Annotated in this window: 28 protein-coding genes and 3 pseudogenes; 19 read left to right on the top strand and 12 right to left on the bottom strand. The window is 39.8% G+C overall.

Annotated features, from left to right (window positions below):
- Positions 1 to 710 precede the first annotated feature (710 nt).
- Both ACFIKQ_RS01925 and ACFIKQ_RS01930 read left to right on the top strand, forming a co-directional pair.
- The gene (locus tag ACFIKQ_RS01925) at positions 711 to 1,040 is read left to right on the top strand and encodes a YqjD family protein (protein WP_273787730.1); all 330 of its coding nucleotides are present in this window, start codon (positions 711 to 713) and stop codon (positions 1,038 to 1,040) included.
- 3 nt (positions 1,041 to 1,043) lie between these two features.
- Positions 1,044 to 1,487, top strand: a complete 444-nt coding sequence (locus ACFIKQ_RS01930; protein WP_375635560.1) for a hypothetical protein — start codon at positions 1,044 to 1,046, stop codon at positions 1,485 to 1,487.
- Between the two features lie 19 nt (positions 1,488 to 1,506).
- Here the strand turns inward: ACFIKQ_RS01930 and ACFIKQ_RS01935 are convergent, their stop codons facing one another.
- Together ACFIKQ_RS01935 and ACFIKQ_RS01940 are read right to left on the bottom strand one after the other, a co-directional pair.
- Positions 1,507 to 1,914 (bottom strand): hypothetical protein, encoded by a 408-nt coding sequence (locus tag ACFIKQ_RS01935; RefSeq protein ID WP_375635559.1) that lies wholly within the window; start codon positions 1,912 to 1,914, stop codon positions 1,507 to 1,509.
- A gap of 151 nt (positions 1,915 to 2,065) precedes the next feature.
- Positions 2,066 to 2,809: a nuclease gene (locus ACFIKQ_RS01940; protein WP_375655732.1), complete on the bottom strand. Its 744-nt coding sequence runs from the start codon at positions 2,807 to 2,809 to the stop codon at positions 2,066 to 2,068.
- A 158-nt stretch (positions 2,810 to 2,967) separates the two neighbouring features.
- On the opposite strand from ACFIKQ_RS01940, the gene ACFIKQ_RS01945 reads away from it, so the two are divergent.
- From ACFIKQ_RS01945 to virB11, 17 genes are all read left to right on the top strand, one after another.
- The gene (locus ACFIKQ_RS01945) at positions 2,968 to 3,318 is read left to right on the top strand and encodes a TrbC/VirB2 family protein (RefSeq protein WP_375635557.1); all 351 of its coding nucleotides are present in this window, start codon (positions 2,968 to 2,970) and stop codon (positions 3,316 to 3,318) included.
- A 27-nt stretch (positions 3,319 to 3,345) separates the two neighbouring features.
- Positions 3,346 to 3,669, top strand: coding sequence for a type IV secretion system protein VirB3 (locus ACFIKQ_RS01950; protein ID WP_375644477.1), 324 nt, complete (start codon positions 3,346 to 3,348; stop codon positions 3,667 to 3,669).
- Positions 3,669 to 6,029: a VirB4 family type IV secretion/conjugal transfer ATPase gene (locus ACFIKQ_RS01955; RefSeq protein WP_375655734.1), complete on the top strand. Its 2,361-nt coding sequence runs from the start codon at positions 3,669 to 3,671 to the stop codon at positions 6,027 to 6,029. The genes ACFIKQ_RS01950 and ACFIKQ_RS01955 overlap by 1 nt, the downstream gene beginning before the upstream one ends.
- Positions 6,026 to 6,799: a type IV secretion system protein gene (locus ACFIKQ_RS01960; protein WP_375652739.1), complete on the top strand. Its 774-nt coding sequence runs from the start codon at positions 6,026 to 6,028 to the stop codon at positions 6,797 to 6,799. Before ACFIKQ_RS01955 ends, ACFIKQ_RS01960 begins: the two co-directional genes overlap by 4 nt.
- Positions 6,800 to 6,823: 24 nt before the next feature.
- Positions 6,824 to 7,093: an EexN family lipoprotein gene (locus ACFIKQ_RS01965; protein WP_375655736.1), complete on the top strand. Its 270-nt coding sequence runs from the start codon at positions 6,824 to 6,826 to the stop codon at positions 7,091 to 7,093.
- Positions 7,090 to 7,464 (top strand): EexN family lipoprotein, encoded by a 375-nt coding sequence (locus ACFIKQ_RS01970; protein WP_375655738.1) that lies wholly within the window; start codon positions 7,090 to 7,092, stop codon positions 7,462 to 7,464. Before ACFIKQ_RS01965 ends, ACFIKQ_RS01970 begins: the two co-directional genes overlap by 4 nt.
- A gap of 2 nt (positions 7,465 to 7,466) precedes the next feature.
- A complete protein-coding gene (locus tag ACFIKQ_RS01975) occupies positions 7,467 to 7,742 on the top strand; it encodes an EexN family lipoprotein (protein ID WP_375655740.1) in 276 nt (91 codons plus the stop codon).
- Between the two features lie 2 nt (positions 7,743 to 7,744).
- Positions 7,745 to 8,137 carry an EexN family lipoprotein gene (locus ACFIKQ_RS01980; protein WP_375644472.1) on the top strand — a complete coding sequence of 131 codons (393 nt, stop codon included), beginning with the start codon at positions 7,745 to 7,747 and terminating at the stop codon, positions 8,135 to 8,137.
- Between the two features lie 2 nt (positions 8,138 to 8,139).
- Positions 8,140 to 8,502 carry an EexN family lipoprotein gene (locus tag ACFIKQ_RS01985; protein WP_375655742.1) on the top strand — a complete coding sequence of 121 codons (363 nt, stop codon included), beginning with the start codon at positions 8,140 to 8,142 and terminating at the stop codon, positions 8,500 to 8,502.
- 26 nt (positions 8,503 to 8,528) lie between these two features.
- Entirely contained in the window at positions 8,529 to 8,732 is a 204-nt protein-coding gene (locus tag ACFIKQ_RS01990; protein ID WP_375655744.1) for a hypothetical protein, read from the top strand.
- A 65-nt stretch (positions 8,733 to 8,797) separates the two neighbouring features.
- Positions 8,798 to 9,202, top strand: a complete 405-nt coding sequence (locus tag ACFIKQ_RS01995; protein WP_375655746.1) for an EexN family lipoprotein — start codon at positions 8,798 to 8,800, stop codon at positions 9,200 to 9,202.
- Between the two features lie 26 nt (positions 9,203 to 9,228).
- The gene (locus ACFIKQ_RS02000) at positions 9,229 to 10,164 is read left to right on the top strand and encodes a type IV secretion system protein (protein ID WP_375655748.1); all 936 of its coding nucleotides are present in this window, start codon (positions 9,229 to 9,231) and stop codon (positions 10,162 to 10,164) included.
- A 6-nt stretch (positions 10,165 to 10,170) separates the two neighbouring features.
- Positions 10,171 to 10,458 (top strand): type IV secretion protein VblB7, encoded by a 288-nt coding sequence (locus ACFIKQ_RS02005; protein ID WP_375632018.1) that lies wholly within the window; start codon positions 10,171 to 10,173, stop codon positions 10,456 to 10,458.
- Positions 10,455 to 11,126, top strand: a complete 672-nt coding sequence (locus ACFIKQ_RS02010; RefSeq protein WP_375613221.1) for a virB8 family protein — start codon at positions 10,455 to 10,457, stop codon at positions 11,124 to 11,126. Before ACFIKQ_RS02005 ends, ACFIKQ_RS02010 begins: the two co-directional genes overlap by 4 nt.
- 2 nt (positions 11,127 to 11,128) lie before the next feature.
- Complete coding sequence (gene virB9, locus ACFIKQ_RS02015; protein WP_375630944.1) at positions 11,129 to 11,980, top strand: P-type conjugative transfer protein VirB9; 852 nt, start codon at positions 11,129 to 11,131, stop codon at positions 11,978 to 11,980.
- 27 nt (positions 11,981 to 12,007) lie between these two features.
- A complete protein-coding gene (gene virB10, locus ACFIKQ_RS02020) occupies positions 12,008 to 13,192 on the top strand; it encodes a type IV secretion system protein VirB10 (protein ID WP_375655750.1) in 1,185 nt (394 codons plus the stop codon).
- 19 nt (positions 13,193 to 13,211) lie between these two features.
- Positions 13,212 to 14,264, top strand: a complete 1,053-nt coding sequence (virB11, locus tag ACFIKQ_RS02025) for a P-type DNA transfer ATPase VirB11 (RefSeq protein ID WP_375655752.1) — start codon at positions 13,212 to 13,214, stop codon at positions 14,262 to 14,264.
- An 834-nt stretch (positions 14,265 to 15,098) separates the two neighbouring features.
- On the opposite strand, the gene ACFIKQ_RS02030 is transcribed toward virB11, so the two are convergent.
- The 10 genes and pseudogenes from ACFIKQ_RS02030 to ACFIKQ_RS02075 all read right to left on the bottom strand — a co-directional run.
- The gene (locus ACFIKQ_RS02030; protein ID WP_375644463.1) at positions 15,099 to 15,218 is read right to left on the bottom strand and encodes a hypothetical protein; all 120 of its coding nucleotides are present in this window, start codon (positions 15,216 to 15,218) and stop codon (positions 15,099 to 15,101) included.
- A gap of 163 nt (positions 15,219 to 15,381) precedes the next feature.
- Positions 15,382 to 16,905, bottom strand: a complete 1,524-nt coding sequence (vbhT, locus tag ACFIKQ_RS02035) for a type II toxin-antitoxin system protein adenylyltransferase VbhT (RefSeq protein ID WP_375655754.1) — start codon at positions 16,903 to 16,905, stop codon at positions 15,382 to 15,384.
- Positions 16,892 to 17,080: an antitoxin VbhA family protein gene (locus ACFIKQ_RS02040; RefSeq protein ID WP_375652721.1), complete on the bottom strand. Its 189-nt coding sequence runs from the start codon at positions 17,078 to 17,080 to the stop codon at positions 16,892 to 16,894. The genes vbhT and ACFIKQ_RS02040 overlap by 14 nt, the downstream gene beginning before the upstream one ends.
- Positions 17,081 to 17,249: 169 nt before the next feature.
- Positions 17,250 to 17,521 (bottom strand): annotated as a pseudogene (locus ACFIKQ_RS02045) (HigA family addiction module antitoxin).
- Positions 17,522 to 17,537: 16 nt separating this feature from the next.
- Positions 17,538 to 17,648, bottom strand: a pseudogene (locus ACFIKQ_RS02050) (type II toxin-antitoxin system RelE/ParE family toxin); the annotation flags it as partial.
- 300 nt (positions 17,649 to 17,948) lie between these two features.
- Positions 17,949 to 18,131 (bottom strand): hypothetical protein, encoded by a 183-nt coding sequence (locus ACFIKQ_RS02055; RefSeq protein ID WP_375652720.1) that lies wholly within the window; start codon positions 18,129 to 18,131, stop codon positions 17,949 to 17,951.
- A 282-nt stretch (positions 18,132 to 18,413) separates the two neighbouring features.
- Positions 18,414 to 19,787, bottom strand: coding sequence for a phosphoglucosamine mutase (gene glmM, locus ACFIKQ_RS02060; RefSeq protein ID WP_375635540.1), 1,374 nt, complete (start codon positions 19,785 to 19,787; stop codon positions 18,414 to 18,416).
- 547 nt (positions 19,788 to 20,334) lie between these two features.
- A complete protein-coding gene (ftsH, locus tag ACFIKQ_RS02065) occupies positions 20,335 to 22,485 on the bottom strand; it encodes an ATP-dependent zinc metalloprotease FtsH (protein WP_375635539.1) in 2,151 nt (716 codons plus the stop codon).
- A gap of 114 nt (positions 22,486 to 22,599) precedes the next feature.
- On the bottom strand, positions 22,600 to 24,087 hold the full coding sequence (gene tilS, locus ACFIKQ_RS02070; RefSeq protein WP_375635538.1) for a tRNA lysidine(34) synthetase TilS: 1,488 nt from the start codon (positions 24,085 to 24,087) through the stop codon (positions 22,600 to 22,602).
- An 18-nt stretch (positions 24,088 to 24,105) separates the two neighbouring features.
- Positions 24,106 to 25,369, bottom strand: a pseudogene (locus ACFIKQ_RS02075) (tol-pal system protein); the annotation flags it as partial.

Below are 25,369 nucleotides of genomic sequence, written 5' to 3' on the forward strand. Positions count from 1 at the left end.
TTTATAAGAATAATTTATCATCGTTTCTGTTGAATGAATCCCTCATATCGCAAAGCTTCTCTCATTTCAGCAGCTCTTTTAAACCCAACAAAATATTTACTTGCAGAGAATAAGCAGCAAAAAGATCATAAAACTCTTGAAGAAAAGGATATGCACATCTCTAACAACCAGTGCACTGAAGTACCACCTATCCCAAAATAAAAATATACCTTACATTTAAAAAAAAGAACTATCGCAATATCTTAAACTGACCACAAGTATAATGGGAGTGCTCGTTTAGCCCCCAAATACATAGAGAGCAACGAACAACAATATTATTTTCTTTTTCTTCTGCAAAAGCATAAAAATGACATTACTTCTGCCGTAAAATCGCAAAAACTATGTTTGTTATCTGTCACAAGCCCAAAAATAAATCTTAACACGCTTTTAAAAAAACTTTTATAAAAAACTGCGCCACAAGAAACTAAAGAATGGTGCTAACTTCCTGCAAAAGCATAAGACAATTTTCAACGGATGCAATCCTTTACGGGTATTGCCTATCGTATAGGAAAGATTTATTTTATCAAAAACAGTTTTAAATTCGACAAAATGAAAGGAACCAAAAAAAACTTTTGGCGTTACTCAACCAGTGAAAATTTTCACTCCAATGCAAATGATCACTATGAACACACCAATACAAATATAATAAATCAAGAGAGGGAAAGAATATCATGGCTCAGAACAAAACAACACAGCACAATAAAACAGCCGTAGAAGAAAAAGACCTACAAGGACAATTAGAAAAGTTACGCACTGAAATTTCAGGGATTACCTCAACCCTGACAGATCTTGGTGCAAACAAATTTAACGCCGCCAAAGACAAAGCGGAAAAACTATATCATTCAGCGAAAGAAAGTGGTGAAGACATGATGTCTCAAGCAAAAGACAAAATCAGTGATCTTGAACAAACCATGAATCAATGCGTTCGCAAAAATCCTGGCAAAAGCGTTTTGTTTGCCGCAGGGGTTGGTTTTATTCTTTCTCAATTACTGCGTCGTTAAGCAATGCATAAGTTTATCGCTCCTCTTTTAAACCATCTTGTCGGTGGAGGGCTTAAAAGCACTGTCAAGCAAGTACGCCTTCAAGCAATTTGCTATGGGTTTATTGGCATTTCATTCTTCATGTCTTTGCTTTTTTTATGTATCATCGTTTTTATTGCGTTATGTTCTGTTATGAAGCCTCTTGCCGCTGCGAGTATCATGTTTTTAATTTGTCTTTCTCTTGCAGGATTAGGTCTTATCATCAGTCGGGTTTTCAAGGCTTATCAACGCTATGACCAACAAAAAAAGACAGAAGAACAACGCCAAAAACTAATGACAGATGCAACCGTTTCCAGCCTTGCAGCTCTCAGTCAACATTTCCCTTTTGCCAAATTGAGAGTTCCCATTCTGGGACTTGTAACTTATTTTTTGTGGAAAAAAGGTAAAAAAGACCGCTTTTCAAAGTAAAATATGTAAAGCTGTCACTCTAATCCCCCAATGTGCTTTCTTTTATAGCAAAAGAAAGCACATCTTTTCTTATAGTCTCTTTAGCTTCTTCAAGTGCCTGAAAGGAAATCCCTTTCATTTTCGCTAAAAATTCCATGGATCCGATTAAATCTCTTTCAGATTGCAATCCATGTTTCATGAACATAGCAACATGAGGCAATGCTTGCATTAAAAATTCTGGTTTGATTTGAAGCAATGTAGTATTTTTTGAAGATAGAGATAGTTCGTTTCTGCTTTTCTCTATTTTTTCATAAGCCTTTTTTTCATGACCGAAGGTCACGTCATCTATTTGAATGTGTTCATATTTTTCTGAACACTCATGTTTGTTACAATGACTATTCTGTTTAGGGGAAGGAAACGCGCTCTTACATAGCGCTGTAGTAAGCAACCTATATGCATACACGAGCTTTAAACACAACAATTTTTACTGAAGAGAGTTGTCCACCAAGGACTGTGTGGACTATGATTAACTTTTTTCTGATAAAGTTCGTAGTGGAATATTGTCTTGATTTTTAAATAGCGCTTGAGAGGACGTTTTATCAATAATGGTCAATAGGATTATAGCTCCCGTGATCTCTTCGCCAATCTTCTGGTTGTTGAAATTTGCTCGACCATAAGCCATTTTGTGCTTTTTGAGCAGCAGATTGTAGAGTTTTATAGTCTGCTGGAGATGGAAAATTATGCTGATCTTTTGTTAACACCATTAACCCTTCTGCAAGCCCCAAACGTGCCAGATCAACCCCATCCACAAAACATTGTGCATAATGAACCTGTTGAATGACACGTGCTTGCCGACAAGTAACCTTTTTATCGATTGTTTTTGAGACAAGCCACGCAGTAACAAAAGCACCGCACGGCCACTTAACTCCATTGCGTGAAGCAAATTGCCTCATTTCACAGCTTTCCACACCATATAAGCGGATATCACGGATAATCTTTTTTCTCCATCCATCATCCACAAGCGTAATCATTTTAAAGGTCACACCACTTGTAACCTGTATAGCACCTGAATAAACCGGCACATTTTCTTCATAAAATTGTGATGCGAGTGGTTCTGGATGTAACACCACATTTTGTTGGTTTGCATCTTGTTGGTTTGCATAATCTATCAATTGTGACTTCGGATTTTGAACAAGGTTTTCTATTGTCTTTTCTGGCACTTTAAAAAAAGAAGATTGCATAAGTTTTTCAGTATGTTGACTGAAATAAAAGTATCCCAAAATAATAATATAAATTAAGACAATATATTTAGGCGATGCTTTAAGATATTTTAAAATTATCATTTTGAATATTAGTATATTTTTTGTTTATTAATTAAGAAAAGATTAAATATTGTTAATTTATCGATAGAAAAATTTATTTTTTTCATTTATATAATTCCTGATTAATATTTTGAATATTAATCTTATTATCAACTTAAACATAAAGCGGGGAAATTTTCATGAAAAACATGAATAATTTGTTCATTAATGAACATACCTTACCAAAAACTACTCTATCCAACACACAAAAGAAATGGTTAACAGCAGCATTGATGCTGTTTATTGCCTTCATCGCACTGAGTGAGCCAGCATTTGCCGCAGGTGACTTTGGAAAAGTTGAAACTGCTCTTGATAAATTAGTCAAAGCTTTAACAGGAAACATTGCAAAATCGATTGCAACCATTGCGGTTGCTGGTATTGGGCTTGCATGGATTGCTGGTTATGTTGAAATGCGTAAAGCTTTCTTTGTTTGTGTTGGCATCGGCATTGTTTTTGGTGCACCACAAATCGCATCAATGTTTATGTCTTAATTCGCTTGACTCTAGCCTTTCAAAGCCATGAAAGAGCACGACAAGCTAACAGAAGATACGTTATTTCTTGCTTGTACACGCCCTGCAATGATTGCGGGCGTGACGGTGGAAGCTATGGGCTTAAATGCGATAGGAACGATGATGTTGTTCATTATGACAGGCAATATTTTTCTTATCACCTTTGGTGTGACGACGCATTTCATATTCAAGGAAATCCTAAAGCATGACCATAACAAATTTCGTATTCTTCTGACATGGCAAAAGACATCTATTTTTGCCAGAAATTCGAGTCTATGGGGTGGGGGAAGTATTTCTCCATTACGATTAATTCGTAATTATGAGGAATTATAATGAATAGAACAGAGCGCAAACGTGAAAAGCAGCCAGAGGCGATCATTCCTTACGTGCGCCATGTCAATAAACACATCATTGCGCTGGATTCACGCGCTCTCATGAGCGTTATTAAACTTGAAGGGATTAACTTTGAGACAGCGGATATTATTGATCTGAATGTGCTTCACGAACAGCTCAATAATCTGTTTAAAAACATAGCGGATGAACGGATAGCGCTTTATAGCCATATTATCAGAAAGCGTGAAACTGTTTATCCGGATGGGACTTTCAGATCGGCATTTGCCAAGCAATTAGATGATAAATATCGCGAGCGGATGGTTTCACAGGAACTTTATCGCAATGATCTTTATCTTTCAATTTTGTGGAATCCACACGTTGATCAAACGGATAAATTAGTGGAGTTTTTCAAACGTTTAGGCAAAGCCAAGCAAGAAAAGACAGAAGTTGATGCAGAGTCCGTTCGCAAGCTTGAAGATATTACAACAGATCTTATTCAAAATTTAGAGCGCTATGGTGCAAAAAGACTGAGCCTTTATGAACATGAAGGTAATATTTATTCGCAGCAAAGTGAGTTTATCCACCAATTGGTGGGAGGTCGTCGTGAACGTATCCCCCTCACATGGGGGACGATAGCTTCAACTGTTTATTCAGACCGTCTCATTTTTGGGAAAGAGATCATAGAAATACGCTATGAGGCGGAACAACGGTTTGCGGGCATGTTTGGTTGGAAAGAATATCCAGCAAAAACCAGGGTAGGCATGGCGGATGGTTTGCTCACGCTTCCCTTTGAGTTTATTTTCACCCAATCTTTTGTTTTCAAGAGCAAAAACATTGCCAAGCAGATTATGGGGCGCAAACAAAACCAAATGGTCAATGCAGGAGACCGTGCGGGCTCACAAATTATGGAGCTAGATGATGCGCTTGATGATCTTGAATCCAATCGTTTTGTTTTAGGGGAGCATCATTTATCATTGGCAGTTTTTGCTGATACGCCGCAAGAGTTAGCGGATAATCTTGCCAAAGCGCGTTCTCGTCTTACAGATGGTGGAGCTGTGATTGCGCGGGAAGATTTAGGGTTAGCGGCGGCTTGGTGGGCACAATTGCCTGGCAATTATGCTTATCGCACCCGCTCTGGTGCAATAACAAGCCGCAACTATGCAGCGCTTTCTCCTTTTCATTCTTTTCCGGTTGGAAAAATAGATGGCAATGTGTGGGGACCAGCGGTAGCCTTGATGAAAACCTCTGCTGGTTCACCGTTTTATTTTAATTTTCACTTTGGTGATTTAGGCAATACGTTTGTTTGTGGTCCCTCTGGTTCTGGGAAAACGGTTATTGTCAATTTTCTTTTAGCACAACTTCAAAAGCATGATCCCAATATGGTCTTTTTTGACAAAGATCGGGGTGCAGAACTTTTTGTCAGAGCGGGTGGCGGCACTTATATGCCCTTGAAGAATGGTAGACCGACAGGCATAGCACCGCTAAAAGGCTTAGACTATAACAATCCAGCAGATAGAGTTTTTTTACGCCAATGGATTATAAAGCTTGTTTCTTCTGAAGATCAAAAGATCAGTGAATCAGAAAGACAAGACATTACGGCGGCTGTTGAGCAGCTTGCCTTGTTGCCAAAAGAACAACGGACGATCTCTGCCTTACAAATGTTTTTTGACACCACGCATAGGGAGGGGATATCGGGTCGTTTAGAAAGATGGTGTAAAGGCAATGCCTTAGGGTGGGTTTTTGACAATCCTGATGACGACATTGGCATTGATGCAAAATTTATTGGTTATGACATGACGGATTTTTTAGACAATGATGAAATTCGTCCACCTTTAATGATGTATCTTTTTCATAGGATTTTGTCTCTGATTGATGGACGTCGTATTATCATTGTCATTGATGAGTTTTGGAAAGCCTTAGAGGATGATTCCTTTAAAGCCTTTGCGCAAGACAGGCTGAAAACTATTCGTAAACAAAATGGTTTGATGTTGTTTGCAACGCAATCTCCCAAAGATGCGATCAATTCAACCATTGCTCACACCATTATAGAGCAATGCCCCACACAGATTTATTTTCCCAATCAAAAGGGCAATCATGGGGATTATGTAGAAGGTTTTAAATTATCGGACAGAGAATTTAACCTGATACAATCAGAATTAAGCCGTGAGTCACGGCGTTTTCTCATCAAACAAGGACAAAGTTCTGTTGTAGCAGAACTGAATTTACGCGGCTTTGATGATGAAATAGCCATTTTAAGTGGCACCACCAAGAATATTGAACTCCTAGAGACCATTATGGATGAAGTTGGTGAATCTCCAGAAAAATGGCTTCCTATTTTTCAAGAAAGGTCAAAACAATGAAAAAACTTTTATTGGCAACAGCTCTTTGCGCAGCTTCATTTGGCTTTCAAACAAATGCCTTTGCACAAATGCCTACATTCGATTTACAATCTTTTACGCAAGGGGGAAAGCAACTTGAACAATTGAAGCAACAAGTTGATAAAGCAAAACAGCAAGTTCAACAAGGTGCACAACAGCTTGAGCAATTAAAGAGCCAACTCGATCAAGCGAAACAATTATATAACTCCTTGAATGTCAAGCCTGACATCTCGGGATTGAAAGACATGTTTAACAAGCAAGGGAGCAGTGGCGCCCTTCCTTCAGATTTTAACCACTTTCAACAATCGATGGGCAGTGGCGGCGGTGGCGGTGGCGGTGGCGGCAGCAAAAACACGCAAAAATGGCAAGAAGAACTTAAATACAAAGAGCCCGCGGGGGGCGCAGACTCAAAAGAGGCAGTAGATGCTTTTTACGCACAAGAAGTGAAAAAAGCCGAACAGCGCGTAGTAGGACAAGCAGCCAAAGGACAAGACGTCTACGAAGAAGCCAGTGAAACACAAAAAAATATTACCAAGCTCCTTGACGAACTTGGAAGTACTGAAGATGCGGGTAAAATTCAAGGCATTCAAGCACAATTAGCAGCGGTACAAGCAGACCTCCAAGCAAAAATACTACAAATGCAAGCTGCCATGATGATTCAACAAGCAGAAGAAAAAGCTGCAGAAAGACGTGAAATAGAAGAATTTAAAGCACGAACCAAAGCTTTGGCCCAAAAAATGCGTGGTCAATAAACAGGAAAAAAGAGGGGCTTGAATATGAACAAGATCATCATAACAACATTGCTACTTTGCACAGGGCTGATCACGGCTGGTTGTGAAAAAACCTACAGCGTAGAAGAACTTAAAAAAAATAAAAAACTGATGGAAGAAGTATTAGTGAAATGTTTGACGTCAGGGGATTTGAATTCGAAAAATTGTAAAAATGCAGAGCAAGCTGAATTTGAAACCCGTAAAAAATGGAGAGGCTTTGGCTCGACAAATGACGATAAACAAGAATCTGAAAAGAAACAGGACAATAAATCATGAATAAAGTTCTCATAACAACATTGCTACTTTGCACAGGGCTCATCACGGCTGGTTGTGAAAAAACTTATAGCGTCGCAGAATTTAAAAAAAATGAAAAATTGATGGAAGAATGGGGAGCAAGATGTGGATGGTCAGGAACTTCAAAAAATTGTGAAAACCTAAGAGTAGCAGCTTTAGAACTTGAAAAGGAACGCCGGAAAAAAGCTGAAGAACATAATCGCAAACTAGATGAAGAATTTAAAGCTAAAATGAAGGCTAAACTTGAAAAAATGAGAGCTGAGAATGAAAAATTCCGAGCTGAACAAAAAGCAAAAGAACAAGCCGAACGAGAAGCAGAAGAGCGCGCTAAACAACAACAGGACAGTCATTAATCATGAATAAAGTTCTCATAACAACATTGCTGCTTTGCACAGGGCTCATCACAGCTGGTTGTGAAAAAACCTATAGCGTCGCAGAATTTAAAAAAGATAAAAAATTGATGGAAGAGTGGAATGCTAAATGTGGATTCGCAGGAACTGCCAAAAATTGTGAAAACCTAAGATTAGCACAACTTGAACTTCAAAAGGAATATTACCATAACCTTGCAAATGAACTTCTTGAAGATAATCAAGAACAAAAAGAGTCCGAAAAACAACAGGACACCCATTAATCATGAATAAAGTTCTCATAACAACATTGCTACTTTGTACAGGGCTTATCACAGCTGGATGTGAAAAAACCTATAGCGTTGCAGAATTTAAAAAAGATAAAAAATTGATGGAAGAGTGGAATGCTAAATGTGGATTCGCAGGAACTGCAAAAAATTGTGAAAACCTAAGATTAGCACAACTTGAACTTGAAAAGGAATATGAAGCGAAAGCTGAAGAAAGAGCTCGTAAAGCTCAAGAGAACCTTGATAAAGCATTTGAAAAAACCAGAATTAGATTGAGAGAGGAGATTCAAAGAAATCAAGCTGAATATGAAAGAAGGCAAGCTGAACAACAAGAGAAAGAACGAAAAGCAGAAGAGCGCGCTAAAGCTAAACAACAACAGGACACCCATTAATCATGAATAAAGTTCTCATAACAACATTGCTACTTTGTACAGGGCTTATCACAGCTGGATGTGAAAAAACCTACAGCGTCGCTGAATTTAAAAAAGATGAAAAATTACGCCTAGAATGGGATGCGAAATGTGGATTTGCAGGAACTTCAAAAAATTGTGAAAACATGCGGTTAGCATTTTTAGAACTTCAGAAAGAGTATGAAGCAAAAGCAGCAGAAAGAAGTCGTAAAATTGAAGAAGAAAATCGCAAATCAATGGAAAAATTGAAAGCTGAACAAGACGCTTGGATTGAAAAAATGAGAGCTAAACGAGAAGCAAGAGAACGCGCTAAAAGAGAAGCTGAACAACAACAAAATAACCATTAAAACATAATGAAGAGCGGAGCATCTAAATGGCAATAATAACGAAAGGCGTATTTACTGACATAGATGATATGTTGATGGATCCCCTTGCAGAGGCAATAGATAGCACCATTACACATCGCTATTGCGCTTTAGCTGCTCAACTTAAAGAGTTTTGTACACTCTATAATATATTTATGGCAACATTATGTCTCTGCCCTAGATTTATCATCACCGGTTATAAAAACCGATAACACAAGCATAATTTAAAGATTGTGCTCAAACCTTGTAAAACTGAAAGGAAAAAGGGGAAATATTGATGAATAAAGTTCTCATAACAACATTGCTACTTTGCACAGGGCTTATCGCTGCTGGATGTGAAAAAACCTATAGCGTTGCAGAATTTAAAAAAGATAAAAATTTACGCTTCGAGTGGGATGCGAAATGTGGATTTGCAGGAACTTCAAAAAATTGTGAAAACATGCGGTTAGCATTTTTAGAACTTCAGAAAGAATATGAAGCAAAAGCAGCAGAAAGAGAGCGTGAAGATGATGAAAAGTTTCAAAAAATGATTAGAGATTCCGAAGCTGAAATGAGAGCCAGAATTAAAAAAATGAGAGCTGAGAATGAAAAATTCCGAGCTGAACAAAAAGCAAAAGAACGCGCTGAAGAAGAACGAAGAGCAAAAGAGCGCGCGGCAGAAGAACAACAGAATAATAATTAAGACATAATGAAGAGCGGAGCATCTCAATGGCAGTAGAAAGCAAAGGCATATTTTCTTATATCGACAATATGTTGATGGAGCCCCTCACAGAGACAATGGATAAAGTCATTAACAACCTCTCATCAAGCTTAGGTGCTCCGCTTAAGCTATCTTGTACAATTTACATTATATTTATGGGCTACAATATCATCTATGGGCGCTCTTCCATGCCCTTATGGGAATTTATAGTAACAACTTTCAAACTCGGCATCGTTGTTTCACTTGCCACAAATGCTGCTCTTTATAATGAGTGGGTCAGTGGTATATTTTTCCATGATCTGCCGAATGCCATTTCAAATGTCACACAAGGAGCACATGTGGATCGAAATGTATGGGACAATATGATAAACAAAGCTGGAGCACAGGTTTTGGACGCAGCAAACCAGTACACAGGTCTGACTCAAATGGGGATGTTTATTGCGACATGGATTGCTGGTTTTATCTGCCTAGTTGCTGCTATCTTATTTTGTCTAGTCGGTTTTGTTGTTTCATTATTTGCTAAATTGGGTTTGTTTCTTGTCATATCAATAGGACCACTCTTCATAAGCCTCTATATATTTTCCTCAACCAGAAAATTCACAGAAGCATGGTTAGGGCAAGTTGCAAACTTCATCATTTTATATGTGTTAGTCGTGCTGCTTGGTGGTTTATATGTCAAGATTTCAATGGACGTTTTTTCAGAAGGTATTAAAAATATCTTCACTACTTTAATTCAGTTCTTGGTTGTTGGTATTGGTGGTATTCACCTTTTCCTCAGACTCCCTGATATCGCATCAGCTTTAGCCTCTGGGGGAGCTTCTCTTACAGGATCAGGACCAGTCGCTAAAACAACGGCTCAACTAACAGGTAAAGCTGCTAAAGCAACAGCCAACACGATAGCAAAGGGCGTTAAAAAACTAGCATCACTATTAAAAAAGGTCTAAGTTCAAATGCGGGAATTTAAAAAAATTGGGATTATCTTACCATTTCTCTTTCTCAGTGGCTGTGTGTCTTCACCAAACACACTGAAGTCACTCCCAAAGTGTGATGGATATTCTAAACGTCCACTCAACAGATCAATGTGGAATTGGGAAGGGAAAAAACCCACGCCCACACCCATTATCATCAGTAACAACACCCCTTCACCCCTAAAAGAAGGGAAGCTGGAAATGCTTCTGGCACAAAAATTAACGGATGAAGAAATCAAATCTTACAAAAATTGCGGGCAAAAAGCATGAAAGAAAAAGACATAGAACAATACATTGCTGAAGCACGCTCGTTTGATCAAGATCGCATGCTCGCCTCACGCCGCACCACCCGCGTCTCGCTTGCCATTGCCGGCATCGCGGTTGCTGTTGCAATACTGTCTTCTCTCGCGGTCATCACCCTCACACCCCTTAAAACCGTGGAACCTTTTGTCATCCGCGTCGACAATTCAACCGGCATCACTGAAGTTGTGGAAGCCTTAAAAGAAGGTCCCACCAATGTCGACGAAGCAATCACACGCTACTTTGCGGCAAAATATGTCCGCTCCCGTGAAGGCTTCACCACAGAAGAAACACAACACAACTTCCAAACCGTCTCCCTCCTCTCTTCTTCTGAAGAACAGGAAAGATTTGCCAGCTGGTATGGAGCAAGAAATCCCCAAAGTCCTCAAATTCTCTATAAACACGCCGCTGTTACAATAACAATAAAATCAATCTCCTTTATCAATGACGATGTTGCCCAAGTGCGTTACTACAGAACCATTCATGACAACGACAACAACAAAGAATTCATCACCCACTGGGTTGCAACACTTACCTTTGAATACATCAATGCCCCTATCTCTGTCCAAAACCGTTTGATAAATCCTCTAGGGTTTATTGTTAGTGAATATAGAACCGATCCGGAAGTGGTCAACTGATCATGACAAAAAAAATTCTTTTTCTCATTCTTAACATCGCTATTACCCTTTCTTTAACGCCTAGCCATGCCAGTATTTTTCCCACCCGCGCGCCAAGCGATAGCCGCATTCGCTTTATCAACTATGATGCCTATAATGTCACAAAAATTATTGGCTCCATACGCTCATCGGTACAAATAGAATTTTCTCCCAATGAAGAAATTGCCCATGTGGCAATTGGCAACAGCGTTGCATGGGAAGTCGCCCCCGCTGGCAATATTCTTTTCCTCAAAGCGCGGGAAGTCCAACCCATTACCAATCTCCAAGTCGTCACCACAAAGCTTGATGGCTCAAAGCGCTCCTATCAATTTGAACTGATGGTCAAAGATGGAGAAATTTCCTCTGGACAAGAAACATATTTCCTTGTGAAATTTCGCTACCCACAAGAAGAAGCAGAACAAAGAAGACTCGCAGCCCTTATGCGACAAGAAAAACAACAAGCCCAGCGCATTGATAATGTCTTCAACGCTTCTGAAACCTACGGACCACGCAATTGGGCTTACACCGCTCAAGGCTCTATCACTCTCGAACCCTCCTCCGTTTATGACAATGGCAAAACCACAACATTTACATTTCCAGACAACCAAGAAATCCCTGCCATTTACATTGTCAGCAATGACGGTACAGAATCGCTGGTTCCCAAAACCACAAGAGGCAACATGGTGATTGTCCATGCCATTAGCGCACGCTTCACCCTAAGACAGGGAAAAAACGTCCTATGCGTCTTTAACGAAGCCTATCAACCAAAAGGCACAAATCCAAATACCGGAACAACCTCACCATCTGTTGAACGTAAAATTGCATCAGATCTTTAAATAAGCGGGAATTGAAGGGGACAACACATGAGTGATAAATCAATCATCGAAGATCGCGGATCTATTGGGGATGGCAAAAACAATAGCGCCAAAACCGCCGGCAAAAAAATAGTTGTCGCAATAGCCTGTATAGGAATCTGCGGCTATGTGCTCTGGAACATCTTATCCTCCCCCACAGAACAAAAAGACACCGCAAAAGCTCATAAAAAACAAGCACAAAGCTTTCACAATTCCCTCGCCCCTTTAGAGCTCGCGCCCTCTGACCCGCGTGCAAACATAGCACCAATAACCTTACCACCCCCACAACCACTCGCACAAGAACCCAAAAAAGATGACCCATTACTTGATGCCGCAAGACGCGCCCCTGTTTTAGCTTTTGCCAAAGGCTCTCAATCTCAATTAAAAGACATTGTCAACACGACTCTCAACCCCTTTGACAAACTCCATGCCCTTGAAAATCTCGCAAATGCGCAAAATTCTCCTGCCCTTCAAGACACACAAAATTTTGCGACCCTCTTAAAGCCTACCAAAACAGAAGAAACAAAAGCAAAACTCATCGGCAATAGAAACTTTATCATCGCCATGGGAACCTCTATCCCCTGTATCTTAGAAACCGCATTAAACAGTGAGCAACCAGGCTTTGCAAGCTGCATCATCAACCGTGATATCCTCTCTGACAATGGGCGCGTTGTTTTGCTTGATAAAGGAACCCAAGTGATTGGCGAATACCGCGGAGGGATAAAACAAGGTCAATCTCGCCTCTTTGTGCTCTGGACAAGAGCAAAAACCCCAACCGGTGTCATCATCGACCTTGCCTCACCCGCAACCGACAGTTTAGGCAGAGCCGGTTTTGATGGCAACATCAACACCCATTGGTGGGAACGCTTTGGCTCTTCCCTTTTGTTGACCGTTATTGATGGTGCCACAACCGCCCTAACAAATAAAATAGTAGGCAATTCCAATAAAGAAGGTTCAAACAACTCTGGAGGCGGCGGTTTTGAAGGCGCAAACAACACTGGAAAAGATGCCGCCAGTATTGCCCTTGAAAATCAAATCAATATCCCTCCTACCTTAGAAAAATTTCAAGGCGAACTGGTCAACATTTTCGTAGCAAAAGATCTCGATTTTTCCTCTGTCTATAAACTAGTCGTAAAGAGCAAAAGAAACCGCTCTACTCCCGGCTATTCCTTTTTTCATTCTCAAGTTCAATAAAAGCCAATAAAGTCACATTATGCCATCAGCAAAAAATGCAGAACGCGCCTCCATCGTCTTAACAAAATTAAAGATCTTAGATGATTTCCTCAATGATGAAAATTTATTTGAAATTGTTATCAATCGCCCCGGCGAAGTAATCGTTGAGGGTCCCAATGGTTGGCAAACCCACATCTTAAAAGAACTAACCTACAGCGAACTAGAAGGGATTGCTAAAGTTGTTGCTGCCTACACAACACAAAAAATCAGTGTAGAAAACCCCGTTCTCTCCGCAACACTGCCAAACAACGAACGCATACAAATTGTTATGCCTCCAGCAGTTGCAGCCAATACCATCAGTATGACCATTCGTAAACCTTCATCACGCACTTTTTCTCTTGAAAGTTTACATGAAAACAATCTGTTTTCTGTCGCCCAAAACACCAGTTTCACACCCGCGCAACAAATGACAGAACGGTTATCCGAACTCTCTGATACAGACAAAGAGCTAACAGATCTCTTTATCGCCAAAGATTTTTGCAACTTTTTAGAAAGAGCCGTTATTACACAACAAAATATCTTAATATCTGGAAAAACCGGTTCTGGGAAAACAACCCTCTCTAAAGCTTTAATTGCAAAAATCCCTGAATATGAACGAATTCTCACCATTGAAGACACGCCAGAACTTGTCGTTCCGCACGCCAACAAAGTCCAACTCTTTTATTCAAAAGATAACCAAGGCTTAGCAAAAGCAGGTGCAAAAGAACTGCTTGAATCAGGATTACGCATGCGCCCCGACAGAATCCTTCTACAAGAGCTGCGTGATGGTACAGCCTTTTACTACATCCGTAATGTCAACTCTGGTCACCCCGGCTCCATTACAACCGTCCACGCCTCAACAGCACTTGCAGCCTTCGAACAAATGACCCTTTTAGTCAAAGAAAGTGACGGTGGTGGTAATTTAGCACGCGATGATATCCGCGGCTTATTAATCTCGATGATTGATGTCATCATCCAATGCAAACGCCTCGAAGGAAAATTTCGTGTAACAGAAATCTATTACGATCCTTTCAAACGCCGTGATGCTTTTTAAAAAACGCGACCCTCACACCCCTTTTATACCAATAGAGCTTTCTTAAAAACACGATTATAAGCGACGGATATCATCGCGTACTAAATTACCACCATAGCTTCAGATTCATTTTCAATAATCGAAAGCAAAAAGAAGTAAAAATATCATCCCCATTCCCAATCACGAATGCGCCCCACACAAAAACCACAACGTGCCGAAAATGATATCTATAACCCAATATCTTTTCTGATTTTTTTTGACATCAACATTTGCAGGAATATCGATACAAAATTTAGTGACATCCACTTCACCTTTAGCTTCAGACAAGAGCTTCACAAACACCTTTTAATATACCAGATCCTGCTTTATTTGTCTTATCCATTATTATTCTTTTCGATATTCATCAAGGCGCAGTATAAAAATTTTCTTCAACGCATTCCTCTCTGATTTTGCCAAATTGCCTCAAGATGATTAACTGTAAACATCTTCAATCAACACCGGAATATTTTGACCACCCCAAAAGGATATAACCCTATATCCCCCCTCTTTTACCCTTATGCTTTTAAACCTGATATTCCCTAGCTTCCTCTCGTACCTTCCACAAGATCACCAGCATCTGAATGAGTAGCAATAAAAGAAACAATATCAAATAATTCTTCAAGCGATAGGCTTTCTTCTTTTGCAGAAATTCAATAAGCTGCCATTTCAATCACTGTTTGCATACATCATTCAATATACGGAAACACCCATAACGATAATGATGTAAATTAAAAGCTAATTTGAAGTGAATGATCAGAAATATCAAATAACCAAATGACGAAACAAATCTTTCTTATCTTTAGCAATACATATCTCTTAACCCTTGTCACTTTTCTCAAAAGTTTTAAGCGTTTCCGCATAAGGAATATACATATCAAACGGCAATCCCTTTTCATAAACAACTTTTATCAAAACAATACGGATAAAATCAGACACCGTAAGTCCTAAATTTGCTAATATTTCACCGGATTTTTTTAACGCCTATCTATGCGGGATCGTATAACATCTTTTGTCACACCCACATTAAACCTCCTTTGATTACCTCTCTTTTACCGTATGGTTTAATAGGGCTTATACAGCATAAGACTTATCCTTGCCCTCACCGTATCACATCTCTTGATCTTGCACGCGCTATTGCGTTGATTTTCTCCTGTTGTCTCTGTTGCAAAAACTTAACTGCCATTTGAAGCTCTTTTATGCGTTCTTTATTATAAGACTGTTCTTTGGGGATTGCTTTTGATAAATCAAAACCATATTTATGAATGGCATCATGTCCAAAACGTTTATCTAAAACACTTTGTAGCTTTAAAAACTCTTGATTAACCTGCTCTGGTATCTTTGAATAACTATCACAACCAGCTTCAACATTTTTCATAAAAGTCACTGCTTCTTGTGAAAGTGAGGGGACTTCAACTTTTAACTGTTCACGCTCCCGTGTAACACTATCCATATGTATCTCATAAGAATTCTTATAAAAGGATTGAAGCGCTCTCATAGTGGAAACAGCAAGAGGAACATGATAAAGCGCTTCTTTTCGTTCTTTTCCTGTAGCCTTCAATTTATCGATAAAACGATCTGACCCACGCAGCTCACCAGCTTTCTCTGGAGACTTAGCTAGAATATCAGGAAGTTTATCGCCTTTACCTGCTAAAATCGTTTGCTCAATCCTAAACGCAGCCTCTTGTGGATCTCTATAAATAAATGCTAAACGACTGTTTAATTTTTTAAACATATCAATGTAAGATTTTTTATTTCTAAGGGCGCTTAGCACCTTCTGTTCTAGATTAGAGTTATCCGTATAAGCCGCAAGGTATGGCTCTCGTTCTGTTGCTTTTAACGTAGCATTAACATCCCTTTGCGATTGCTCAATTTCAAGTTCTTCTTTTTGACGTTTAGCAAAACTTATCTTTTCTCTATCCCAAAGGGTTTCAATCTTCTCTTTTTGTTGTTCTAAGCACTCTTTATTAAGATCAACGCAAAAAGCAATATTTTTGCCAATACCTTGAGAAACATCATCCCTTTTATTTTCTGTAAACTTGGTAAGGTTCTTATAGATGAGTGCAGACAGATATTCTGAATTACCAAAATGTGCTTCAATTGACGCACGTGTCATTTCTTGTCGCTCAATACCCTTCCAGTTGATATGGTAACCAGCTTCACGAGCCAGTTGCACCATAAATTCACGCTGAGTACGCCCATTCCCCTCTCGAAACGGATGCAACGCATTCAACTCGCCCATGTAATACCCAGCCCTTTGGCTAAAGTCATAAGCGCCAAGACCACACAAATACTGTTCTTTTGCAAGCTTTTGTGTAATCTTCGGTGCATAACTTTCAATCTGATTATAACTAGCAAACATACTATTGCCTTTGGCAATATCCACTAAACGAACTTGTCCCGCCCATTCATATATGTCACCAAACAGTCTTCTATGGATCTCTTTCATGTAATTCAGATCAAACTCACCACGAATAGGAGTATGTACAAATTCGAAAGATTTTACATAAGAAATCGTAGATTCTACGCGCTGCAGTGTGGCTTCATCTTTAATACCAAGCCGATTATACATCACACCAGTTTCAGGATCAGTATAAGGATCACCGCTCCCCTTATACTTCCCCACGTTTTACCCGCTCCATATAATCTTTGAGGATATCACTTGTTTCAAGCTCTCCAATAATAACACGTTCCATTTGCGCAACGACTTTTGGATCTGGCTCTAATCCCTCTAAACGTTGGCTTGCCAATGCATTTTCAGCATAGAAGCGACGCAGCTTAATTTCCTCTTCACTCAACATATAAAACCCTCCTTTGCTTATATTTATTATAGCCAAACAGACTACAGAAACAAGATTTTATTCCTTATCTTACCCGCGTTCACATCTTTTGATTTTGTACGCGCTATCGCATTATTTTGCTCTTCCACATGTCTCTGTTGCAAAAACTTAACCGCCGTTTGATACTCTTTTATGCAATCTTGATCATGAGACTGTTGTTAAGGATTTTTTTTGATAAATCATAATTTGTTTGCATAGCAAGCCAAGCACGTGCTGTGCTTACACCAGACATTTCAAGCCTAATAGCAAGATTAGCACTCATAGCGGCTTTTCCATTTAAAACTCTAGAAAGTGCCACTCGAGAATACCAAGCCGCTCTGCTGCTTCATTAACGGATAAACCAAGCTCTTTGATCACATCTTCACGCAATAATTCACCGGGATGTGAAGGATTCTTCATCATTGTTTGGATCTCCTTTTTAATGATAATCCAGATAATCAACCATTTCGACATCTATGCCATTAAAGCGAAATATTACGCGACAATTTCCATTTACGGTAACTGACCAATAACCTTTGAGAACGCCCTTTAGTAGATGTAATCAAAAAGACGGAAAATTGAAATCATTTGGCGATATAGCAACTTCAAAGGCACCTAGAATACGCTTTAATTTTTGAGCATGGGCGGTGCTAAACCCTTTAGTCGTACCAGTATTATAGCAGGCTTCAATCCTTTTATGTTTAAATCTTAAAAGCATAAATTAATATAGAGTGTAACCCTCCAAGATACAAAAAATGTTCATAATTTTTACATCACAGGGCTTTTTTTACTTTATAAACATTAGAACTGTCGTGAAAAAATTGATCATTCTCATTTCTTTCTCATTATTCTACTCATTATCGGAAAAGTATAAGTTTATAATTAGGGAAGCTAAACGTAGTAGGAGCGCATCATATCCCCAATTGGCAGCTGCACTTAGAAACATAACGACGATATAACCAATGACCATTGCTGTTTGATGTTCATAAGGATCTGCCCCCACTGTATATCCAGCAAAAAGAATGAATAACACTAATAAACTCCCCCCTGCTATAAACTCTGTTAAAATAATAACTAGTTTACGAACAAGCAAAAGAAGGCATGGTTTTAATATCTTACGAACTATAGAACACTCTACGCGTTATATTTATGAGAACTCTATTTTTCTCTTTTTTATTTAATTGATTAGTAGATAGAGTATCCATTACCGTTATTACATCACTAACATAGCTACCATACCTTTTTGTAATTGCCAACATCCCGCATTACAATAAGAGCTTTATCAAAAGATGATCTGATAATTTTCTCAAAAAATTCAAGATTCCTCAAGTGCAGTACCCATGCGTACATCATGATGGATAATAACATCCATCAACTCTGTCACGACCGTGTCCAATACTTCTCGTGCATCGCCTTCAGCCATAAGGCGGATAAGCGGCTCAGTTCCAGAAGCGCGGATCACCAGCCGTGCCTCTTTTCCCAATTGTTGCGTTGCTTTATCGATTGCCGCTTTGACTGGATTTTTTTTCAGTACATTTTTATTTTTAATCGTTACATTTTTTAAAATTTGCGGCACAGGTTCAAACCGTTTACACAATTGGCTCATAGGGCTTTGACTTTCTTTCATACAGGCTAAAATCTGCAATGCAGCCACCAAACCATCGCCCGTTGTACCAAAATCACTAAGCACGATATGCCCAGAAGCCTCACCACCAACATTATATCCCTTTTGGCGCATGGCATCGACAACATAACGATCTCCAACATTTGTCCTTACAAGGTGCAACCCTTTACTGTTCAAGAAACGCTCCAGTCCAAGATTTGACATAATCGTTGTGACAACACCATTGCACCGTAATCGTCCCATTTTATGCCAATTTTCAGCAATTACAGCAATCAACTGATCTCCATCAACCGTTTGTGCTTTTTCATCAACAATGAGAACACGATCTCCATCTCCATCAAGAGCAATCCCCACATCAGCACGCACTTCATGCACTTTTCGTTTTAAAGAGCTTAAATCGGTTGATCCACATTTTTGATTAATATTGGTACCATTAGGCTCATCATGAATAGCAAAAACCTCAGCCCCCAATTCCCATAAAGCACGGGGAGCAGCTTTATAAGCAGCTCCATTGGCACAATCCACAACAATACGCAAAGCATCTAAGCGAACATCACGCGGCAAAGTTCGTTTAGCATATTCAATATAACGATAAATATCCCCCTCAACCCGTTTTGCATAACCAATTTCAGAAGAACTTGCTAAAGACTTTGAAAGATCTGTATCGATCAATTGTTCAATTTTCGCTTCCATATCATCTGAAAGTTTAAAACCATCAGGACCAAAAAGTTTAATTCCATTATCATAGAACGGATTATGAGAAGCAGAAATCATCACCCCAAGATCCGCTCGCAAAGAGCGGCAAAGCATTGCAACAGCAGGTGTTGGCACTGGCCCCAATAAAAAAGCTTCCATCCCCGCAGCAGTCAACCCTGAAACCAAAGCATTTTCCAACATATAGCCAGATAATCGTGTATCCTTGCCAATCACCACACGACGCGATTGATGTTGTGAGCGAAATAAAACCCCTACAGCCATCCCCACCTTCATGGCAAAATCGGGTGTCATAGGAAATGAATTGGCTTTCCCCCGAATTCCATCTGTACCAAAATATTTTTGCACCATGCCTCTTTCCTTTAATATATAACTCTTCCCTTGGCTTTTCTTTAAAACCCTAACAAGCCCCCTTGGTACAATAGGCCCCCTCCCCATATAAAATCAGATCATTGGTCTAAACCTTCATGCATTTAGACAATCAAGAACCCTATTCACCATCTACACATCTAAACCCCTCTCAACCAATTATGTTTACACCCTCACACATACAAGCAATATTATCTCCTCAAAATGCTTTACACATCTCTTGAACACAACCAAAGGATAATCTCACACATTTGCTAAATCCGTAAAGAAACCCAGCACCTAACCTCAAACCTTACCAAATCCGCAAGGAAATCTATCGCCTAGCCTCACACCTTGCTAAATCCGTAAAGGAAAATACCACCTCGCCTTATAGCCTGCTAAAACTGTCATCATACAACAGCTTTGCTTAATTTTTTGCTTCCATATTTTTGCAAATATTACATTAAAGGCGCAAGCTTTGCTTGCGCCTTTCTCAAAGAATTTAGAAATTTTCCTAAAACATCGTTACTCAAGCGTTATTAAACAGTTCTTATTTTTCTTTATCATCTCCCGCAGTACTGGACTTCTTTTCAGCATTACTTTTAGAGCGGTTGACTGATTTTGTGGTACCTTTTGTGCTTTGCGCTTTTTTCTCAGTCTCATCCGATTGCACTTCTTTAGACTGAGCCTCCTTAGGCTCAACATTACCGGATTTTGCTGTTTTTTTCCCAACAGCTTCCTCTGCTTTACCTGCCTTGCCTTTATCGGTCTCTGCTTTATGAGGGGCTGCTTCAGCATCTTTTTCATCTACCACTGTTGTCTCTGTCTTCATTTTTCCAGTTTTTGGAACAGAAGATCCCCGTGGCGCAGCACCCTCATCTTTCTGTGTGCGTGAAGGAGGCTTTCCTGCAATAACTTCGTTAATTTCAGCTCCCGTTAAAGTCTCATATTCCAACAAACCTTGTGCCAAAGCAAACCATTCTTTTCTTTTTGTTTTCAAAATGTTAGTCGCATTTTTATAGGCATCATCAATAAGCTTACGCACTTCCATATCAATCATGCGCGCTGTTTCTTCAGAGACATTTTGTGTTCGCGCAACAGAATGACCCAAAAAGACTTCATCTTGGTTATCGCCATAAGCTACATTTCCAAGCAGATCAGAAAATCCCCACCGTGTGATCATTGCGCGCGCCAATTTAGTTGCTTGCTCAATATCAGAAGAAGCACCGGATGTGATATTTTCCTTTCCAAACTTTAATTCTTCAGCCACACGTCCACCCATCATAATGGCCAAACGAGAAATCATCCATCGATAACTCATGGAATAGCGGTCACCTTCAGGCAATTGCATCACCATTCCCAATGCTCTTCCCCTTGGAACGATTGTTGCTTTGTGGACAGGATCAGCAACCGGCACATTAAGAGCCACAATAGCATGTCCTGCTTCGTGATAAGCAGTGAGTTCCTTTTCCTCTTGTGTCATAGCGGTTGAACGACGTTCAGCCCCCATCATCACCTTATCTTTGGCATCTTCGAATTCTTGCATCGTGACAACTCTTTTATTACGGCTCGCAGCCATAAGAGCAGCTTCATTTACCAAATTCATCAGGTCCGCACCGGAAAATCCTGGTGTTCCCCTTGCCAAAATTTTTAAGTCAACGTTAGGTGCTAAAGGCACGTTGCGCACATGCACTTTCAAGATTTGTTCACGCCCAGAAACATCAGGATTTGGCACAACAACTTGTCGGTCGAAACGCCCTGGTCTTAACAACGCGGGATCAAGCACATCGGGACGGTTTGTTGCAGCAATAAGAATAATACTTTCATTGGGCTCAAACCCATCCATTTCGACAAGCAACTGATTTAAGGTCTGTTCACGTTCATCGTTTCCACCACCAAGTCCAGCCCCCCGATGACGTCCAACAGCATCGATTTCATCGATAAAGATAATGCAAGGTGCGTTTTTTTTAGCCTGTTCGAACATATCGCGCACACGGCTCGCCCCAACACCAACAAACATTTCAACAAAATCAGACCCTGAAATGGTAAAGAATGGCACATTAGCTTCACCTGCCACAGAACGTGCTAGCAAAGTTTTACCGGTTCCTGGAGGACCAACAAGCAAAACACCGCGTGGAATACGCCCCCCTAAGCGTTGAAATTTTTGTGGTTCACGTAAAAATTCAACAATTTCTTGAAGATCTTGCTTTGCTTCTTCAACGCCAGCAACATCTTTAAAGGTAACACGTCCTTGCGCTTCATTAAGCAATCTCGCTTTTGATTTCCCAAATCCCATTGCACCGCGTGATCCATTTTGCATTTGCCGCATAAAAAAGACCCACGCCCCCACGATAATAATAACAGGCAATAAGGAAAAGAGAAGATTGAGGAAAATGCTATTTCCAGAGCTTTCAGGAATAGCTTTAACATTAACGTTTTTGCTTTCCAATTTTTGTATCAAACCTGGATCACGAGGAGCATAGGTTGAAATAGCTCTATGTTCAATGGTTTGTCCTGTTAATTTTTGACCTTGAATGGTCACAGATTTCAACTCATTATTCTCAACTTTTTGCAAAAATTCAGAATAGGAGACTTCTCCACCACCAGAACGCTGACTATCTCCATTAAAGAGAGAAAACGACACAATCAAAATGAAGGCAATAACTCCCCAAATGAGGAGAGAGCGGTAATTGGAATTCATATTCAGCCCACTTAATCAAATATAGATTTCAAACAGTTCCCCTTAACATATAACCTTGTCAGCCCCTTGCCAAGGGATGAGAAGCTGTTTATTTTCTTTTAACGTAATTTTCCTTTATCTTTTCACCTCAATATTAAAAAAAGGTTCCACAATATTTACCACAGCAGCATCTTCTCGTGAAGAAAGCCAATCGAAAGGTGCCATAATCCGCTTGATTATAACATGTTTATGAACAACTGCTTGAGAAATCAACTCTGGAATATCATACCCTTTGTGATTTGAGATCATCAGCAGCGATTGTAAAGAGGGAAAATGAGGCTTTTCAAGCTCAAAATCGCTATTTTTCAATAAAAATTTCAGCTGTTCTAAATTTGCGGCTCCAATCTTTATAGCCTCAGATCCATGATTTGTGATCTGATAGCGCCCATCCCATATAAAAGTTTTATCTGGCTCAACGATAGCCTCTTTCATATTCCGCCCTTCACGCCACAAAGAAATTCCGTACTTGTTATATTCAATAACAGAGCCCGCATAAGTAAAACGCTTCTTTTCTGGAGAATCGAGACAGAGTTTTTGAACAAGCATGCTTAATTTTTGATTGGGAAGCAAATAAAATCCCCCTCCCATCAACACCGCAAAGAGCCCCACCACAAAAGGAAAACTGGAATGTTTCTGTAAAAATAGCGCAGGCTTTGCTATGAAACAACGCCCATGTTTAACAGTAATATCCAGCGCTAAGATCAAATCAGCAATATTTTTCGCTTGTTGACGACGCTGCAATGCGGCTTCATTTATTTTTTGAGCAATATAAGCCAATTTTTCAGGATGAAGAGATTGACGCACGCGCACACGTTCAAAATTGCGATCTTCATTGGTTGGATCATCAATCCATGTTTGTCCTTGTAAGCGTAAATAATTCCGTAATGTTTGGCGTTTTACACCAAGGAGCGGCCGAATTAAACGCACTTTTCTATGCAACAACGCCTCACGCGGAATACAGGATAAACCACGCTCATATAGGGGACCATAGTTTTTTTCGGCAATATTTTTTCCCGTTTCTCTGGCATGATCCTCATCATGTATACCTTCGGCTTCACCGCGCAAAACACCGGCAAAACCACTGGAATAAACCTCATCACGCATGGCACCAACTTCACCGTGCAACGCACCTCTATTTTTTTGGAGACGTTGATACCGCATTTGATAGGTTTCAACCTGATCATTGAGTGTATGGCCCGTCATAATAACTGATGCGCCTTGTTTTTGTGCTTCTTTAACCAAGAGATCATAGCGTGCAACACGAGCACTGGAAGCAATATGCGTCTTTGGTTTTTCACCTTCCCACCGCACAGCAATATGTTTAATGTGATGGACTCGACAAATTTTCGCAACAGTTTCTACTTCACGCGTTGATTCTTTACGCAATTGATGATCAACCGTGACAACAATCATTTCTGGAGGAACTGAGAGAGTTTCCAAATGCTCTTTGACCAAAAACATCAAAGCCAAAGAATCACTTCCCCCTGAGACGGCAAGAATCAACTTCTGACACTGAATAAAATCCGATGTTTTAAAGAGATTTCTTGCCAGTCTAACGCACACCGAAAACAACCTCGCTATTTATTTTGCAGGTTTACAAAAAATAGACTCTAATGTTTTTTGATGTTTTGATTTTTTCAAAAAATGAGCACAATCGTCTTTATTTGGCTCAAGAGCGATCATACTTCTTGCTAATTTCAGCAAAATCTCGGAGGTATAGAGCTTCTTTTTATCTGCATACCATGCGGTAAGATAAACTTGCGCTGCTTCATGATAGCGTTTTTGTCCCAACAAAGATTCAGCCAACCAAAATAAAGCATCATCACTCAAAGAATCTTTTTTGTAACGATTTTGAAAAGCGCAAAAGCTTTTTTCAGCATCAACATAGTTGGCAGAACGAATAAAATCATACCCTTCCTTATACAAAGCTTTAGAAGAAGAAAGATTGTCACTCTGATGTGCTTCAATTGGAGCACTTACTTCATGCACTTTGTTAAAATGGTGACTGTTTTCATGATCATGGCTCTCCACCTTAGCTTCCACAGCAGCAACCTTTGTCTGATCACCTGTACTATGTTCCTGCTCCATCTCTTTTTTTACAGTCTGAGATTTTTCATCCACAGCGGACTTTTCAAAAGAGCAAGAATAAACGGACGGGGATTTTTTATCAAAAAGCCCATGAAACTGCTTGTTAACATTTTTTAGATTGTTATGCTCAAGCACCATTCGTATCTTATGCAAAAGCTTATCTAAATCATAATCTTTAAATAAAGCCTGCTGATTCTCTAAAATAATCCCTTGGTGCTCCACAACACTAGTGGCTTTTTCCTCCGCGCTAGATGCTGCTTTATCAGCTGCTTCAGGTGCTTTCTTCACTGCATCAATAGCCTTATTAACAGTGTCAGTGGCTGTTTCCTCCACGCTAGATGCTGCTTTATCAGCTGCTTCAGGCGCTTTCTTCACTGCATCGATAGCCTTATTAACAGTGTCAGTGGCTTTTTCCACCACATCAGATGCTGCTTTATCAGCTGCTTCAGGTGCTTTCTTCACTGCATCAATAGCCTTATTAACAGTGTCAGTGGCTGTTTCCTCCACGCTAGATGCTGCTTTATCAGCTGCTTCAGGCGCTTTCTTCACTGCATCGATAGCCTTATTAACAGTGTCAGTGGCTTTTTCCACCACGCTAGATGCTGCTTTATCAGCTGCATCAGGTGCTTTCTTCACTGCATCGATAGCCTTATTAACAGTGTCAGTGGCTGTTTCCACCGCGCTAGATGCTGCTTTATCAGCTGCATCAGGTGCTTTCTTCACTGCATCGATAGCCTTATTAACAGTGTCAGTGGCT

This window comes from Bartonella sp. MR63HLJHH (genome assembly GCF_042194155.1).
Classification (GTDB): Bacteria; Pseudomonadota; Alphaproteobacteria; order Rhizobiales; family Rhizobiaceae; genus Bartonella; species Bartonella grahamii.

What these genes read in the sequence shown, in the direction of transcription:
- ACFIKQ_RS01925 (WP_273787730.1), top strand. Translation starts at nt 711, where the DNA reads ATGGCTCAGAACAAAACAACACAGCACAATAAAACAGCCGTAGAAGAA.
- ACFIKQ_RS01930 (WP_375635560.1), top strand. Translation starts at nt 1,044, where the DNA reads ATGCATAAGTTTATCGCTCCTCTTTTAAACCATCTTGTCGGTGGAGGG.
- ACFIKQ_RS01940 (WP_375655732.1), bottom strand. Translation starts at nt 2,809, where the DNA reads ATGATAATTTTAAAATATCTTAAAGCATCGCCTAAATATATTGTCTTA.
- ACFIKQ_RS01945 (WP_375635557.1), top strand. Translation starts at nt 2,968, where the DNA reads ATGAAAAACATGAATAATTTGTTCATTAATGAACATACCTTACCAAAA.
- ACFIKQ_RS01950 (WP_375644477.1), top strand. Translation starts at nt 3,346, where the DNA reads ATGAAAGAGCACGACAAGCTAACAGAAGATACGTTATTTCTTGCTTGT.
- ACFIKQ_RS01955 (WP_375655734.1), top strand. Translation starts at nt 3,669, where the DNA reads ATGAATAGAACAGAGCGCAAACGTGAAAAGCAGCCAGAGGCGATCATT.
- ACFIKQ_RS01960 (WP_375652739.1), top strand. Translation starts at nt 6,026, where the DNA reads ATGAAAAAACTTTTATTGGCAACAGCTCTTTGCGCAGCTTCATTTGGC.
- ACFIKQ_RS01965 (WP_375655736.1), top strand. Translation starts at nt 6,824, where the DNA reads ATGAACAAGATCATCATAACAACATTGCTACTTTGCACAGGGCTGATC.
- ACFIKQ_RS01970 (WP_375655738.1), top strand. Translation starts at nt 7,090, where the DNA reads ATGAATAAAGTTCTCATAACAACATTGCTACTTTGCACAGGGCTCATC.
- ACFIKQ_RS01975 (WP_375655740.1), top strand. Translation starts at nt 7,467, where the DNA reads ATGAATAAAGTTCTCATAACAACATTGCTGCTTTGCACAGGGCTCATC.
- ACFIKQ_RS01980 (WP_375644472.1), top strand. Translation starts at nt 7,745, where the DNA reads ATGAATAAAGTTCTCATAACAACATTGCTACTTTGTACAGGGCTTATC.
- ACFIKQ_RS01985 (WP_375655742.1), top strand. Translation starts at nt 8,140, where the DNA reads ATGAATAAAGTTCTCATAACAACATTGCTACTTTGTACAGGGCTTATC.
- ACFIKQ_RS01990 (WP_375655744.1), top strand. Translation starts at nt 8,529, where the DNA reads ATGGCAATAATAACGAAAGGCGTATTTACTGACATAGATGATATGTTG.
- ACFIKQ_RS01995 (WP_375655746.1), top strand. Translation starts at nt 8,798, where the DNA reads ATGAATAAAGTTCTCATAACAACATTGCTACTTTGCACAGGGCTTATC.
- ACFIKQ_RS02000 (WP_375655748.1), top strand. Translation starts at nt 9,229, where the DNA reads ATGGCAGTAGAAAGCAAAGGCATATTTTCTTATATCGACAATATGTTG.
- ACFIKQ_RS02005 (WP_375632018.1), top strand. Translation starts at nt 10,171, where the DNA reads ATGCGGGAATTTAAAAAAATTGGGATTATCTTACCATTTCTCTTTCTC.
- ACFIKQ_RS02010 (WP_375613221.1), top strand. Translation starts at nt 10,455, where the DNA reads ATGAAAGAAAAAGACATAGAACAATACATTGCTGAAGCACGCTCGTTT.
- virB9 (WP_375630944.1), top strand. Translation starts at nt 11,129, where the DNA reads ATGACAAAAAAAATTCTTTTTCTCATTCTTAACATCGCTATTACCCTT.
- virB10 (WP_375655750.1), top strand. Translation starts at nt 12,008, where the DNA reads ATGAGTGATAAATCAATCATCGAAGATCGCGGATCTATTGGGGATGGC.
- virB11 (WP_375655752.1), top strand. Translation starts at nt 13,212, where the DNA reads ATGCCATCAGCAAAAAATGCAGAACGCGCCTCCATCGTCTTAACAAAA.
- ACFIKQ_RS02040 (WP_375652721.1), bottom strand. Translation starts at nt 17,080, where the DNA reads ATGTTGAGTGAAGAGGAAATTAAGCTGCGTCGCTTCTATGCTGAAAAT.
- glmM (WP_375635540.1), bottom strand. Translation starts at nt 19,787, where the DNA reads ATGGTGCAAAAATATTTTGGTACAGATGGAATTCGGGGGAAAGCCAAT.
- ftsH (WP_375635539.1), bottom strand. Translation starts at nt 22,485, where the DNA reads ATGAATTCCAATTACCGCTCTCTCCTCATTTGGGGAGTTATTGCCTTC.